This is a genomic window from Alistipes sp. AF48-12 (assembly GCF_003477565.1).
Classification (GTDB): domain Bacteria; phylum Bacteroidota; class Bacteroidia; order Bacteroidales; family Rikenellaceae; genus Alistipes_A; species Alistipes_A hominis.
This window is the reverse complement of the sequence record NZ_QUDJ01000009.1, coordinates 86,340-101,582: the sequence shown is the minus strand read 5'-3', so window position 1 is coordinate 101,582 and position 15,243 is coordinate 86,340. Positions and strand designations below refer to the sequence as shown.

Here is a 15,243-nt window from a genome sequence, read left to right as displayed (position 1 = left end):
GCTAAAGCGGAGCGAACTGCGGATTGCACTCCTGCCGAACGGCAATGCATTCCGTTTCGATCAGCCATCCGGGGCGGCAGACCGGAGCATGCACGAACACCCTGGGAACCGGTCCGAACCGGTCGTCGAATATCTTCCGCACCGCCGGATAGTCGGTCGCATCGCGCAGATAGACGATCATTTGAGCCAGGTCGTCCGCCGACGCCTCCCCCTCGGCGAGCAACGCTTCGACGTTTTCGAGCATCCGCACGGTCTGGCCCGCGATGTCTTCCGGAGCCACGATCTCTCCCCGGTTATCGATACTGGCCGTTCCGGACAGCAGGACATGGCTGCGGTCGCCGTACCGGACGCGCACCCCCCGCTCGAACGTCACGCCGTACTCGTAGGTCGGATTCAGATAATCCCGGGCATGCAGGTAAGTCTGTTGTCCGGGTTGCAGCCCCTGCACGGCGTAAGCGTCGAACAGGACGGTGCATCGCGGGTCGCTGTGACGGCCTTCGATCCCGGTACTCGTAATGTAATGGGTCTGCGGCGTCAGTCCATGCCGTTCGAAAAGCCCGCGACGAGCCCGGACGACTCCCCCGTAATTGACGTCCACGTTCTGCACAAAAAACCAGGTGCGGACGCAATCGTTCTCCAACGCGCATCCGAGTCCGGCCAGCAAGTCCGCGTAACGCGCCAGCAATGTCTCGGTCTGATCGGCCGAAGCGCCGCACAGGGAGGTTCCCCCCGCTGTCCAAATATGCCGGTAACCGTTATGATCGGCCGTGACTCCGGACGGAATCGCAGCGACTTCGACATCCGACTGTAGGTAGACCCACAGCGCAATCTTACCGCCGTCGAGCGGAGGCTGCTGCACGACGGAAGTCGCACAGGGCGGATAGGGCTTTTCCCCGGCCCGCAACACGGCGATCTGATTGGCCGCATCGCTCAGAAAATAGCGTTTGAAAACGGGACGCAGCTCGCCGCCGTAACTCGACAGCAAGTAAAAATAAGCGGCGGAAATATCCCCGAACTGCTTGGCGAACGGGGCTTGCGTATCGGTCACGTGCAGCATCGCATGGCATTCGCCGATACCGCCGCTGCGTTCGAAATATCCGATCTCGATGCGCACATCGCTATAAAACAATACTTTGCTTGAAAAACACATAGGCATAGGGTTAATTCTGCGGGCATCCTTTTTCGATCCATACCCGCAATAGGTTGATGTCTTCGCTCCGCGTAACCAGGCCGGTATGCGGATAGGCGACCGCCCCTTCGGCAGTCAACACGTCCAACAGAAAGCTGCCGTCGGGATCGGACGGTTCGACGCGCGGCTTGTCCGAGTGCGTCGCGGGCACGCCGACCAGCGAGCGGTAGCTGTCTCCTTCGGTCAGCAGCAAGCCGCCTGCCCCGCTGGTTCCCTGATGGCACGAAATGCAGTTATATTGCTGAAAAACCATCCGCTGAATGCGGTCGTACTCCAGCAGGTCGATCTGAACGGCCGGCAGATCGACGTCCGACGTCCGGTCATCGTCGAGATCGTATTCGAAAAACGTATGAACGACCTGGCGGCCCGAATTGATCAGGCTGAACCGTACCGAACGAGCCTCGTCGGGCACGTTGTCGATCGACAACTGCACTTTTTCTCCGTCGGCCGGCTTCAACACGTTGACCGACGAAAGCGCCGACGTGCCGTCGGCGGCGAAAACTCCGAAAATCAGGTCGTACTGTTGCGGAAAAACTTCCGGATTGAGCAGTTCGAACGTTCCGCGTACGGCGACTCCCCCATCCGCCGTTTTGTCCTTCTCGAAAATATCCCCGCTGTCGCAAGAAACCGCAAACAGCGAACACAGGACGGCAGCCCAAACCGGGCGACGATATCGTTTATTCATTTCGGCGCATCGTTAGAATGAAAACTGCAGCATGACCATGGCCGTATGCTGGGCGAGTCCCAGATCGTCGAGCTCGCGCGCATCCTGCGTCGCATGCCCCCAACGACCGAGGAACTGGTACATCGCCTGCAGTTTCAGGTTATACCCCATGATATAATAGTTCAGTCCGACGGCCGGCATGTTCAGGAAACCGTCCGTTTCGGTCGAGTTGCGGTCCATGAAATCCCACCGCAGCGCAGGCTGCAACTTCCGGGTCACGAAATAACCGACCTGAGCGTATCCCCCGATGTAACGGTAAGTATGGTTCACCCGCTGCCGCTTGACCAGATCGGAACTCAGGTAATAGGCTTCGGCCGACAAGTAAAGCCGATTTTTGAGGTAAGTGAATTCGAAGCCGAGCCGCAGATCGTTGGTCGTCTGCCAGTTAGCCTCTACGTTATACGAAGCCGACAGCGCGAACATGATCTTATCGTTATGCAAGTCGTCGATACGGCCCTGATGCGACGGGATCGGGCCTTTGGGCATATAGGCCACCCGAGCGGCATACAGCAGCGACGGAATGCCCAGGTCGTCGCTGAGCGTTTTCTGGGCCAGGTTCACGTCGATGCCCGTACCGTTGAACACGCCCAGGTTGTATTCCCATTTGCCGCCGAGCAGGCCGTGCATCATGACGCCCAGGTCGAAGCCGGTAGCGAAGGTCGGCGGGGTCGAGTTCAGGCTGCGGTCCATATAGACCGACGAAGTGAGCGAAGTGGGCAGCATCGGGAACAGCGTTTCGCCCAGCGTCACCAGGTAAGCCTGGCTGAACGGCGTCTTGAACTTACCGACGCGGAACCGGATCTGGTCTTTGAGATTCACGTCGACCCACGCCTGCTGGAGCAGCGCCCCGCCGGTTTTGGCCGCATTCAGCGTCAGATTGAAGGTCAGTTTATTGAAAGCCCGGCCCGAGAAACCCAAAATCGCATACGGGATCTCGAAACCGCTGTTCGCCACGTTGTCCTGGTCGTCCAGGCCGAGTTGTTCGTCGTCGTACCAGTTGAATTTTCCGGCGGTTTGCAGCAGCACGTAAGGCTTCAGCATGAAATCGCCCGCCTTGGTCTGAAAACTGAATCCTTTTTTGCCCCCCATCGGGATCACGGCGCTTTCGATGTATTTGTCCGCGTCGTCGTATTTGTCCGCAGCGACTTCGGCCTGCTTGATCTGGGCCGTCGCCTGAACGGCCGCTGCACATAGGGTCAGTAAAAATATAATTTTTATCTTCATGTCGATAGTGTTCGGTTGTCGTTTACAATGATTCGAGGAACTTGATCAGCGCGTCGCGGTCGTCCCGCGACATCCGGGCGAACAGTTCGCGCGACACGGCGCCTTCGCCCCCGTGCCACATGATCGCCTCCTTCAGGTTGCGGGCGCGGCCGTCGTGCAGAAAATAGGTATGCTGATTGACCCGTTGCTGCAGACCGATCCCCCACAACGGCGTCGTGCGCCATTCGCAGCCCTGCGCCAATCCCGACGTATAATGGCTGTCCAGATCGGGTCCCATATCGTGCAGCAGGAAATCGCTGTACGGATGGATCGTCTGATTGGCCAGCCACGGCAGTCGGGTTCCGTTGATAAGCGCCGGAGCGTCCTGCCGCGTATGCAGCGTGGGAACGTGGCACAGGTCGCAGCGGGCCCGGTAAAACGCCTTCTCGCCCTGCTGCACGACCGGATCGTCAACATTGCGGCGCGCCGGAACACCCAGCGCATGCAGGTAGAAGTCGACGTGTTCCATATCCTGCGTCGAAATCTGTATCCCGTAATGACTGTATCCGAGCATCTGCGACTGCCCTTCGGCCACTTCCAGCGGATAACGGTCGTTCGTGACGCCCAGGTCGGACGAAAATCCCAGTTCGATCGTCAGGTCGGCATGCTGCGCCTTATTGCCCGACACGCCGATATACTGCCGGCCGCGCTCGGTAATGTAGTTCAGCCGGCCGGAAATCCCGTATTCGGGATAGTTGCTGCGTCGGGCGAGCTCTTCGAGCTCGATCGGGTCAAGCGCCATCATCTGCCCCATGCCGACATGGCGCAGCGGAATGCGGACGTCGACGATCAGATCCTGCGGAGCGATGCTGTCGGCATACCAAGCCGAAACGGAATAGGAAGGCGTAATCAGCGAATACTTCTCCCCGTCGGGAAAAGCGTAGGTCTCCTCGGTGTATGAAACGGAAAGTTTCCCCTCCGGTTCGACGCCGGTGATCGCTTGATCGTGCAGCACACGGCCGTAATTGCGGAAAAAGCCTCCGTTTTTCTTCGTAATGTAGATCAGGTGCGACGAGAAGCCCCCGCTACCGGTGCCGCCTTCCGAATAGAGCGTCGGATAAGTTCGTCCGGCATTCGAATGGCAGCTTCCGCACGACGAACCGGCGTAAAGCGGCCCTTTGCCGCCCTGCGTGGGATCGTCGCCGCTGACGCGCGGATTGTCGTACAGCGCGTCCCCCCGGTAGAAACGGGTATTCAGGTTACCCGTCACCCAGCCGGCCGGCGTATCGTAGGCCGTTACGCCCGACTGATAAACGGTGGATATACCGGCCGATAACGTACGCGAATCGGCGACATTGCCATATTCGTCGCGGATCTCGTAAAAATCGCCGTCTTTACATGCGGAAAATGTGACGACGCATAGCAACGCCGTCACATAAACCGAATGCTTCTGTATAAAAGCGGACATAACCTTGCGTATGAAAAAGTTCTGTTCTCTTCCGGAATTACTCGGCGAGTACCTTCCTGTTTTGCCCGTCTTTGAACAGAAGCAGTTCGATCGTGTGGAATCCGCGAACCGACTCGCTGCCGATCGCCGCGATGTACTGTTCTACGGTAGACAGGTTCTTGTTGGTTATGATCGTAGCGATATCCTCCTGATCCAGCGGCCAACTGTCCATCGACGGGTCGAATCCGAGTCCCGTCTCTTCGCCGGCGGGACCGAACAGTACGGCTTCGCTCTGTTCCCAGGGCACGCGCATCGCACGCCATGCGGTGCAGGCGGCATCGACTTTGGCCTGACTCTTATTGTCGGCTTGCAGGGCCTGCATCGCCTTGTAAAGCGTCCAGGCTTTCTCCTTCATATCCTTGTAGGTGGGAGTTACGACCTGGTCGGCATACTGGGTCAGTATCGACGTGAAATCGTAGTCGCCCGCATCGCGGAACGCGCCGAGCAGCTCGCCTTCGGTCAGTTCGGTCAGATCGGCGCAAGCCTCGATCGCGGCATCCACCTTCGTTCCGGTCAGATTATTACGGAAAGGCGACTGCATACTTTTGATCGCATTGTAAGCTCCGTCGATCGCCGCGGTCATCCGTGCGTCCAAGTCGGCATTCCGGCTCTTGACATAGGCCGAAATGCTATTCGCATGGGCTGCGTCCCCGATCGCTCCGATCCGACCGGCGTATCCGTTTTTAATGCTGATGATGTTGTCCGAATAGTCGGTAATCGAGTTCCAGCTATACCACGATTCAACCTGCAACACGGCTTCCGCCGTTTTGCCGTCTTTGGCCAACGTGTTCGGATTACCGATCTTCGAGGAGCCGACTTCGTTCGAAATGTTGGCGAAACCGTCGACGAGGATCGTCCGGATCGCATCGACGCCGCTGGTGAATTTAGCGTTGCCCGCATTGGCCGTTCTCATGTACTCGGCGTAACCGTTCGCGCCGACAATCGTATTTTTTGTGAAAAAGTCGCGGCCGATCCGTTCCCAATCTTCGTCCGGAATCCCCGTCGGACCGTTCCACGCAGCCCACAGGCCGATACAGTCGTCGAGCAGTTCCGACGACACGGCCGTCGCGTAGTTGATCCACTCGGACGTCATCGCATAACTCTCCAGTTTGGAAGCGTTGCTGCCGCCACCGCCGTTTCCGCCGCCGTCGCCGCCGTCTTCATTCTTACTGCATCCCGTCGCTCCGATCAGTGCGGCCAGCAAAGCCGCACCCATCCATTTCGTTTTCATTCCGTACATGATTATTTAAAATTAAAAGTTTGATATTCATTTATTTGGAGCAAAACCATCCTGAATAAGCCACCGTCAGACCAAACGTATCTTCGCTGTTGTACCGGTCGCCGCCGATCCGGCGGTACGAGTAGTCGAATTTGATGACCAAGTCGCGGATCGGAAAATAGTTGAGCCCTACGGTAAACACATCGCGTTTGTAACGCGGCAACTCCTGCGCTCCCCGCTCGATCTTCTGACCGGTATTGTAGTATTCGTAACGCACGAAAGGAAACAGTCGGTTGTTCGTGCGGGCAAAAGAGAGCACGTCGTATCCGACCTCGGCGCCGTAAGCCATGGCAGCCTTACCGAACGGCGTGATCGGATAACCCGTGCTATTGAAATACTTGCGGTTGATATCGTAAATCGCCTTGGAATCCGAAACGGTTCCGTACAGGAAATTACCCCGCGCGATCAAGTTGCGTCCCACGTACTGCGCATCGAACGAACCGATCGCCACCGTTCCTTTCACGCCGGTCATCGCATAAGGCTTCGACGAGTTTTTCGCCGTATTGCCGCAGTAACCCGACACGGCCAGCCGGAGGTCGCGCACGCCGGAATATTCGACCCGCGCCGCAACGGCCGGATTGGTCATTTTCGAAATCTCGAAAATCTTCTGCCGTCCGCTTCCGACCCAATTCTCCGACGAGAAACCGTTCGGGTCGAGTCCGCTGACGAGCATCATCTCGTAACGGAAGTCCCCCAGGTAACCGAGTACGGAAACGCCGGTCTCGTGCCAAGTCAACGGCAGCAACGAAGTTTCGCTCTCGGGCCGCACCGTCCCGAAAAAGAGAGTCGGCTCATGGTGCGAGTTCGTCAACCCCACCGGTACGATCATATGGCCGATCCGCAGGTTGAACGCATTCGAAAAATGTTTCGTGATATGAAGCTGTTCCAGAGCCACTTCACCGCCTTTTTCGATCTCGGTTTCGATCTCGCCGCCCTCTTTATTGTACTCGATTTCCTTGGTCGCACCGGTTCCGCCGTGCTCGAACTCAACCTCGGTACCCAGGTACCACCCTTTGCCGAAGTGATAATCGAATGCAAAGACGGCCCGGGGCAACGACACCTCGGCGCGGTTATCGCGCGTCGCCCCGACCGGATTCGTATACCGGTTCGTTCCGTAAGTCATGTATTGGAACAAGATTTCCCCGTATCCGCCGACACGATACTTTTTGAAGTTCCACTCGAACGGCGTTTTACGGGCTGCCGAATCGGCCGTAAGTTTTTGCGAGCATACCGGGCGCGCCCAAACGCTGCAACAAACAGATAAAATAAGAATGGGATAGATGTTTTTCATTTACAGCTTTTTAATCGCTGCAAAATTAGAGCGCCCGCAAAGAGACGACAATCCCCAATATCCAGTAAAAAAAACCGGACGGCATACCTGAATATCGGGATTCCGTATTGATTTCCAGCACTGCATCGCCCGGAGTGTGCCCCTCGGCGCAACATTGCCGAACCGGACATCCGGCCGGAATAAACCGTTTTTTGAAAAAACGAAGAATCGGAAAATCGCGTGAAAATCGTACGCGTATTCATAAAAAACGGGTTGCAGTTCCACTGCAACCCGTCAATTAACTCGGTGATTCCGGCGCGGTTCGAACGCGCGACCCACAGCTTAGAAGGCTGTTGCTCTATCCAACTGAGCTACGGAACCGGATTTTCCGCCCCAAAAGTAGAATTTTTATTTAACTTCTCCAAAAAACGAAATCCATAATTCCTTGCGCGACACGAACGTCCTTCCGGATTTTTCAATCCCCGCACAGAACGTTCCGGCAGACGCTTCACAACAATTTACCCGTCGACACGATTCGTTCTTCGGGATTATCCCGTATATTTGCAGAATTCGGTTCTCAAACGACGATAAAATCCACTAAAAACAATAACCCGATGATCAAATCTACACTCAGATTACTGATGACGGCCCTGGCCGCCCTGTTGCTGACCGCACCCAAATCCATGGCCCAGGAAGTGGTATGGGGAGCGTCGTTCGACTTCTTTTTCGACAACCGCGAATACAAAAGCGAAATCAACTGGCCGCAAACGCTATTCGGAGCCCGCATCGCACCCGAAATGGGTATCCGGTGGGCGGAACGTCATTCGCTGATGATGGGGATCGATCTGCTGGCGAACTTCGGAGCGAAACCGTTCCAGACCGATAACGAGATTTTCGGCTACTACCAATACAACGCCCCGAAATTCAAGGCGTTCGCCGGCGTGGTTCCGCGCCGTAAAGTGATCGGGGACTACCCCAGCGCCTTTTTCAGCGATTCGGTGAAATATTACGACCCGAATCTGACCGGATTGCTGCTGCAATACGTCGGCGAAAAGGGTTACGTCGAATTCGGATGCGACTGGAACAGCATGATAACTAACGAAAAACGCGAAAAATTCCTACTTTTCTCGGCAGGCCGCATCCGCCACGGGCTTTTCTATGCCGGTTACCACCTGTCGATGTACCACCATGCGGGCACCTACCTCGACGACGGCGTAGTGGACAACGTACTGCTGCATCCGCACGTAGGGATCGACCTGAGCGGAAAAACGGGTATGCAGGAACTGTCGCTGCAAGCCGGGTGGCTCCAGGCGTTCCAGAACGACCGCAAATACGTCGGCGACTACGTCACGCCCGGCGGCGTACAGATCGAGCTGAAAGTGCAGAAATGGAATTTCGGGATCTTCAACACGCTGTACGCCGGCAAGGATCTGATGCCCTACTACATGGCCGACCCGTCGCTCGATTACGGCCCGGGACTCTATTGGGGCGAGCCGTGGTACCGCACCCGGCATAACATCTACGACCGGCTGGAAATCTACTGGCAGCCGGTACATACCGAAATCATGAAGTTGCGCGTGGCATCGGTGCACCATTACGACGGCAGGAAATGGGGTTGGCAGCAAAAAGTGCTTTTCTCGGTAAACCTCGGACAGCGCCGCCTTTTCAAACAAAAACAGTAACCCGCACATGACTACCGACAGACCGAACAACCGCACCAACTACCACAGCCATTGCTCGTTCTGCGACGGGAAAGCTCCGATGGAGGATTTCGTCGAGGAGGCCGTGCGGCAAGGATTCGCCGCTTACGGAATCTCGTCGCACGCACCGCTCCCTTTCCCGGCCCGCTGGACGCTGGAAGCGGAACGGATGGCGGCCTACCTTGCGGAAATCGACCGGCTGAAAGCCGCATACGCGGATCGGATCGAACTGTACGCCGGACTCGAAATCGACTACCTGAACGAACAGAGCAATCCGGCTTCGGACTACTTTCAGAAACTGCCGCTGGACTACCGGATCGGATCGGTGCACCTGATCGAGTCCCGTGGGAAATATGTCGATATAGACACCGACGCGGAGACGTTTGCAGAAAACCTGCGCCTTCATTTCGGCGACGACCTGCGCAAGCTGGTTACGGACTATTTCGACAAACTGATGCGGATGGTCTCGACCGGAGGATTCGACTTCGTGGGACATGCCGACAAGATCGTCTACAATGCCTCCCGATGCCAGCCCGACATTGCGGAACAGCCATGGTACCGGCAGAAAATCAGGGAATATTTCGAAACGATCGCGCGGCACGGCGCAATGGTCGAAATCAACACGAAAAAATACCATGCCGGCGCCGGCGGCGTATTTTTCCCGAACAGATCGCACTTCCGGCTGCTGCGGGAGTTGCGCATTCCCGTGCTCGTCAATTCGGACGCCCACCTGCCCCAAACGATCGACAGCGGCCGCCGGGAAGCGCTCGCTGCACTGCAAGAAGCCGGCATCGATACGGTCATGCAACTGACGGGCGGACGCTGGCAGCCGACGAAGATCGATCTCGCCGCCTACTGATCCCCCGGTCGGACCGGAAAAGGGCGTTTTTACGGCGATTCATAACGCTTCCGTTGTAATTCTTCGCAAGAATCTTTATGTTTGTGGCAGGGATTGCACTTTTTATATTCTAATAAATTCGATCAATGAAATCAAAAAAACGCAACTGGCTGAAACTTTCGCTGCAAGGCGGCACGCTGCTGGCGATCGTGGCATTTATTCTCTATGGGATCTTTTTCGGAGAACAACGCGCCGATCCGGAAGCCTACTGCCCGTTCGGAGGCTTGCAGGCTATCGGCAGTTACCTGCATAACAATTCGCTGGCATGCAGCATGTCGATGGCGCAGATCATGATGGGAGTCGTACTGGCCGTGGGCGTCATCCTGTTCAGCAAGCTATTCTGCGGTTATCTGTGTCCGCTGGGGACAATCGGGGAATACCTCGGCAAAGGCGGCCGCAAGCTGAAAATGAACTTCGACCTGAAACCGGGCGGCATCGCCGATCGGGGATTGCGGATCGTCAAATACGGATTGCTGTTCGTGGTATTCTACATGTCGGTCTCTTCGAGCGAGTTGTTCTGCAAGAATTTCGACCCTTACTACGCAATGGCGACCGGTTTCAAGGGTGAAATCACGGCCTGGATGACCAGCATCTCGATCGTGCTGCTGTTCCTCGGCAGTTTCTTCATCAAAATGTTCTGGTGCAAATACATCTGTCCGCTCGGAGCGCTGAGCAATATTTTCAAATTCACGATCACGTTCGTGGGGATCCTCCTGCTGTTCTGGCTGCTCGGATGGGCCGGGCTTCCGTCGGCATGGGTATGGGCGCTGGGCGCAGCCTGCCTGATCGGCTACCTGTACGAAATGATCTACCTGCGTAGCAAAGTATTCCCGTTGCTGCGCATCGTCCGCGACGCGGAGAGCTGCAACGGCTGCGGCTCCTGTACGAAAAAATGTCCCTATCACATCGATCTGAAGGAGTTGAAAACCGTCCGGCACATCGACTGCACGCTGTGCGGCGATTGCGTATCGAGTTGTCCGAAAGGCTCCCTGCAGGTCGGCGGCAAAAAGTCGCTGCGCTGGTTGCCCGGCATACTGACGATCGTGCTGTTCGTACTCGCGCTGATCCTGGGGAACCAGTGGGAATTGCCTACGATCGACGAACGGTGGGGCAATACCGAACAGGTCGGAGAGATGAAGACATTCGAAATGGAAGGGCTCACCTCGATCAAATGTTACGGCAGTTCGAAGGCCTTCTCCGCCAAAATGCAGAAAGTGCCCGGTGTGTACGGCGTCAAAACATTCGTCAAGCGCCATGCGGTAGTAATCTCGTACGACCCGGCCCAGACCAACGAAGACAAAATACGCGAGGTCATTTTCATCCCAACCATCATGAAATTCTCGAATCCCGAACCGCAGGTCGATTCGGTAGAGGTATTGACCCTCGGGGTCGACAAGCTGTTCGACCGGATGGATATGGTCTATTTCGGGAATATCCTGAAACAGATCCCGGGGATTTACGGCTTCGACGCCGAATATTCGTGCCCGGTGACCGTAAAACTTTACGCCGACCCGTCGGCCGAACTTTCCGAAAAACTGTTGAAAGACTCGATCGAAGTCGAACAGACGCACATGCTTGCGGCGGGCGGCAAAGTGCGTTGGTTCCCGGTGGACTACAAACTCGTTTCGTACGAACGCAACGGAGACCGGATTTCGAGTCGTGAATTCGTCGAGCTGATGTTCAAGCCTACGGCGGCGATGTCGGGCAAGTTCCTCGACAATATGAAAAAACTCGACGGCCGGAATTACGAAACGGCGGTTTACGAAGTCGAATACCCGGCGATCGAAAAAACGCTGATTAAAAAGGGATTTCCTTATTTCAAGAGTTTCCTTTCGACGCAGGAAGGCATCCTGCGCATCGACGTGCAACTGAAAGACACCACCCCCGTACTGCGAATCACTTACGTTACCGGGATGTGGGACGACGCCAAAATCTGGACCGAACTTTTCAACGCTCCGAAATGGACGATCAAATACACGGACGGTTCGACAAAGGAGGAGGAACCCAAACTCAAGTTCAAAAACGAAGGGCGTACAGTTCCGGAATCTCCCGGAGCTCCGGCCGAGTAACCGATACGGACGGGAGAGTCTTCGCAGACTCTCCCGTTTAAAATAGAGAAAACCGATGAAAAAAATCTTGATTTACGCCCTGTTGGCGCTGCTGGCTCCCGCGTCGGCCATGGCCGACGAAGGGATGTGGCTGGTGAACCTGTTCGAAAGTTCGATCTATCCCCAAATGAAAAAAAAGGGATTGAAGCTGAAACCGGGCGAGATCTACAACGAGCGGGGTACCGCACTCAGCGGCGCGATCGTAGCGGTGGACTACGGGATGGGAACCGGAAGCGTGATTTCCGACCGGGGCCTGGTCATCACGAACCACCACGTAGCTTACGGCGACATACACGATCTGAGCACCCCGGAAAACAACTACCTTGAAAACGGATTCTGGGCGGCGACCGAACAGGACGAACTCCCGGTCAAAGGCAAAACGGTGATGTTCCTGCGCCGGATCGCCGACGTTACCGACGAAGCGGTGGAAATGCGCGACAGCATGATCCGGGAAGGAAAATTCGGCGTATTCGGCACCCGGAAGATATACGGCGCAATCGAAAAGAAATACGGGAAGGACACTCCCTACGAAGTCTCCTGCGCTTCGATGTGGCGCGGGGAAAAATACCTGCTGTTCTATTACGAAGTCTATAAGGACGTCCGGCTCGTCGGGGCTCCGCCCGAAAAGATCGGAGCGTTCGGAGGCAACCAGGACAACTGGGGATGGCCGCAGCACAAAGGCGATTTCGCCCTATACCGCGTATACGGCGACAAAGACGGAAAGCCCGTCCCGTATTCGAAAGACAACGTTCCGATCAAACCGGCGAAAGTCCTCGACATATCGACGGGCGGCGTCCACGAAGGAGACTATACGATGGTGCTGGGCTTCCCGGGACGTACCAACCGGTACATGTCGTCGTTCGCCGTCGCCGAAAAACAGCAGGTCGTCAACCCGGTCGTGATCCGGGCGCGGCACGAGCGGATGGAGATCATCAAAAAGCACATGGAAGCCGATCCGAAAGTACGCCTGTTGTACAGCGACAAATATTTCAACCTCAGCAATTACGCCGATTACGCGACCTGGGAGAACATCTGCCTGCGTCGTTACGACGTCGCCGGCATCCGCGAAGCGGAAGAAACCGAACTGCAACGGTGGATCGCGGAAACGCCCGAACGGCAGACCGAATACGGCCGCGTTCTGGCCGACCTGAAAAAAGGGTATGCGGCCCGTGCGGAGGCCGTCCGCCGGAAAAACTACTTCCAGGAGGCCTGGATCAGCCCGAGCGACGCGCTGATGACCGGTTTCCGAGTAGCGTCGATGGTCAACCGGATGCGGAAAGAGAAGATCGACAGCGTGCGGGTCACAGACAAAGCGTTCGCCTACGCGCTGAACCTGACGAAAAAAATGTACGCGGCCTACGATCCGGCCACCGATCAGGAGATTTTCGCCGCCATGCTGAAACTATTCACGGACAACGTACCGCCGCAGATGTGGGGCGACTATCTGCAACAGGTTTATACCCGCTACGACGGCAATGCCGAAGCGATCGCCGACTACGCGTTCCGTAACAGCGCGTGCGCCACCCTCGAAAAACTCTGCGAATACTTCGAAACCCCGCGCACGGCCGACCAGATCATGCAAGATCCGCTGGTAGCTCTCGCCGCTTCGGTTTCGACGATGACGTTCAGCGACGGAGTCCGCAACGCCGAAGAAGAGGCGGAAACCGACGTCGACAAAACCGAATCCCTGTACGCCAAAGCGCTGTACCGGATGCGGGAATCGAAAGGGCTCCCGCAATACCCGGACGCCAACTCCACGATGCGGATCACGTTCGGCAACGTAGAGTCGATCAGCCCGTACGACGCGGTAAAATACGACTTCCGCACGACGGTAGACGGATACCTCGAAAAAAACGACCCGAAAGATTTCGAATTTCGGGTGGACGACAAGATGTTCTCGCTGATCCGGGCCAAAGACTGGGGCAGATGGGGCGAAAAGGGAGTCCTTTACACGGACTTCATCACCAATAACGACATCACCGGAGGGAACTCGGGCAGCCCCGTTCTCAACGGCCGGGGCAACCTCGTAGGGCTGGCTTTCGACGGCAACCGCGAATCGATGTCCGGCGACATCTATTTCCATCCCGAATATGCGAGGACCGTCTGCGTCGATATCCGCTTCGTTCTCTGGATCATCGACCGGTACGCCGGCGCCTCCGGCCTGATCGAAGAAATGCGCCTGGTGAAATAAATGACCGAGTACCTGAAAAAGCGGGCGTGTCTGTCGACACGCCCGCTTTTTATTTTCAGTACCTTATGCCCGCGGCCTACTCTTCGGTCGTCTCCTCCTCACGGCCTTGCATGTCGATCTTGTAACTTTTCCCGCCGCGCACGACCAATGCCGTTCCATCCTTAAAGTCATAAGCATCGTCATAACGAAACGGGATTCGGTGCCGCCCATCCAACGGTAAATAAACGGAACCAACTCTTTCCCGTCGCGGTCGCATAATCCGAAAAGCCCGTCGCAAGCGACTTTGGCGATTCCGCGCTCGCTGTTCCATTCGACCAATTCGTAAATCGCCGGCAGGATCTCCTTTCCGGTTTTGTCGATTAACCCGTAACAACCGTTGCGCATGACCTCGGCGCGCCCCTCCATGAAATCGCTCGCCCACTCGTAACGCAATGGAAGCGCTTCATTCCCGGAACAATCCACATAGCCCCACAGATCGCCCTTGCGGACGCAGATCAACGATTCGCAAACCGGCCCGACCCAACAATAAAACGACTGAAGCTGCGTACGGTTCAGCAGGTACTCCTCCCGCCGGGCATCGCTGTCGTCCGGCTCCGCAGCGGACGGTCTCCGTTCGTTCGCCAGTTTTACCGACAAATCGACACCCAGTTCCGTACGGTCGCCTGACAATTTCCGCAACGCTTCGCTCAACGCCAAACGACCGTGCAACGTATGATTGCTGCACGAAAGCATTTCGACGATCCGCAACACCGGTTCGCATCCCGCCTCCCTGGCGACATCGGCAAACATCGGAAGCAGGGGCGAACGCACCACGGGAAACCGGAATATCGCATTGCCCCTCAAATACCGGAAAGCGGCCGGATCGGATGCAACCGCTTTTATACCCAACGCCAGGTTGGCTACCATCACGTTGTCGGCGTCCCGAATCGATTCGTAATCCGGAGCGTCCGATCGCGGCATCTGCATGTACTCGTAATTGACCAGATGCACCGAACAATCCTTGTCGATCATCACGTTCGATGCACGGATCGCCCCGTGAACCAGGTTGTCGTTGATCAGCCACACGGCCATCTGGCAAAATTCCGTCAATAATTTACGGATACGTTCTTTGTCGCCCTCCATGCAGGCCTTTTCGAGAAACTCATCCAACGGCTGCATATGATCGGGATATTCC

At 56.3% G+C, this 15,243-nt stretch carries 11 protein-coding genes, 1 tRNA gene and 1 pseudogene; 4 read left to right on the top strand and 9 right to left on the bottom strand.

Annotation, left to right across the window (positions count from 1 at the left end; genetic code table 11):
* Window position 1: 1 nt before the first annotated feature.
* The 7 genes from DW082_RS07330 to DW082_RS07300 form a co-directional block, all read right to left on the bottom strand.
* Complete coding sequence (locus tag DW082_RS07330) at window positions 2-1,150, bottom strand: Rid family hydrolase (RefSeq protein ID WP_055205521.1); 1,149 nt, start codon at window positions 1,148-1,150, stop codon at window positions 2-4.
* Between the two features lie 10 nt (window positions 1,151-1,160).
* The gene (locus tag DW082_RS07325; RefSeq protein ID WP_055205520.1) at window positions 1,161-1,874 is read right to left on the bottom strand and encodes a hypothetical protein; all 714 of its coding nucleotides are present in this window, start codon (window positions 1,872-1,874) and stop codon (window positions 1,161-1,163) included.
* 12 nt (window positions 1,875-1,886) lie between these two features.
* Window positions 1,887-3,137, bottom strand: a complete 1,251-nt coding sequence (locus DW082_RS07320; RefSeq protein ID WP_101571004.1) for a porin — start codon at window positions 3,135-3,137, stop codon at window positions 1,887-1,889.
* A gap of 22 nt (window positions 3,138-3,159) precedes the next feature.
* Window positions 3,160-4,584, bottom strand: a complete 1,425-nt coding sequence (locus tag DW082_RS07315) for a di-heme oxidoredictase family protein (RefSeq protein WP_101571006.1) — start codon at window positions 4,582-4,584, stop codon at window positions 3,160-3,162.
* Window positions 4,585-4,621: 37 nt separating this feature from the next.
* Window positions 4,622-5,854, bottom strand: coding sequence for an imelysin family protein (locus DW082_RS07310; RefSeq protein WP_182424121.1), 1,233 nt, complete (start codon window positions 5,852-5,854; stop codon window positions 4,622-4,624).
* A gap of 40 nt (window positions 5,855-5,894) precedes the next feature.
* Window positions 5,895-7,193: a hypothetical protein gene (locus DW082_RS07305; RefSeq protein WP_118458028.1), complete on the bottom strand. Its 1,299-nt coding sequence runs from the start codon at window positions 7,191-7,193 to the stop codon at window positions 5,895-5,897.
* A gap of 286 nt (window positions 7,194-7,479) precedes the next feature.
* Window positions 7,480-7,553: transfer RNA gene (locus tag DW082_RS07300), tRNA-Arg, on the bottom strand.
* 233 nt (window positions 7,554-7,786) lie between these two features.
* On the opposite strand from DW082_RS07300, the gene DW082_RS07295 reads away from it, so the two are divergent.
* The 4 genes from DW082_RS07295 to DW082_RS07280 all read left to right on the top strand — a co-directional run bounded on the left by DW082_RS07295 (window position 7,787) and on the right by DW082_RS07280 (window position 14,069).
* Window positions 7,787-8,854 carry a hypothetical protein gene (locus tag DW082_RS07295; RefSeq protein ID WP_259335549.1) on the top strand — a complete coding sequence of 356 codons (1,068 nt, stop codon included), beginning with the start codon at window positions 7,787-7,789 and terminating at the stop codon, window positions 8,852-8,854.
* A 7-nt stretch (window positions 8,855-8,861) separates the two neighbouring features.
* A complete protein-coding gene (locus tag DW082_RS07290; RefSeq protein WP_101571012.1) occupies window positions 8,862-9,731 on the top strand; it encodes a histidinol-phosphatase in 870 nt (289 codons plus the stop codon).
* A 125-nt stretch (window positions 9,732-9,856) separates the two neighbouring features.
* Window positions 9,857-11,839, top strand: a complete 1,983-nt coding sequence (locus DW082_RS07285) for a 4Fe-4S binding protein (RefSeq protein WP_055205514.1) — start codon at window positions 9,857-9,859, stop codon at window positions 11,837-11,839.
* A 55-nt stretch (window positions 11,840-11,894) separates the two neighbouring features.
* Window positions 11,895-14,069, top strand: coding sequence for a S46 family peptidase (locus tag DW082_RS07280; RefSeq protein WP_118458026.1), 2,175 nt, complete (start codon window positions 11,895-11,897; stop codon window positions 14,067-14,069).
* Window positions 14,070-14,145: 76 nt separating this feature from the next.
* On the opposite strand, the gene DW082_RS15465 is transcribed toward DW082_RS07280, so the two are convergent.
* Together DW082_RS15465 and DW082_RS15460 are read right to left on the bottom strand one after the other, a co-directional pair.
* A complete protein-coding gene (locus tag DW082_RS15465; RefSeq protein ID WP_409049074.1) occupies window positions 14,146-14,325 on the bottom strand; it encodes a WG repeat-containing protein in 180 nt (59 codons plus the stop codon).
* Between the two features lie 23 nt (window positions 14,326-14,348).
* Window positions 14,349-14,801: pseudogene (locus DW082_RS15460) on the bottom strand (WG repeat-containing protein); the annotation flags it as partial.
* Between the last annotated feature and the right edge of the window lie 442 nt (window positions 14,802-15,243).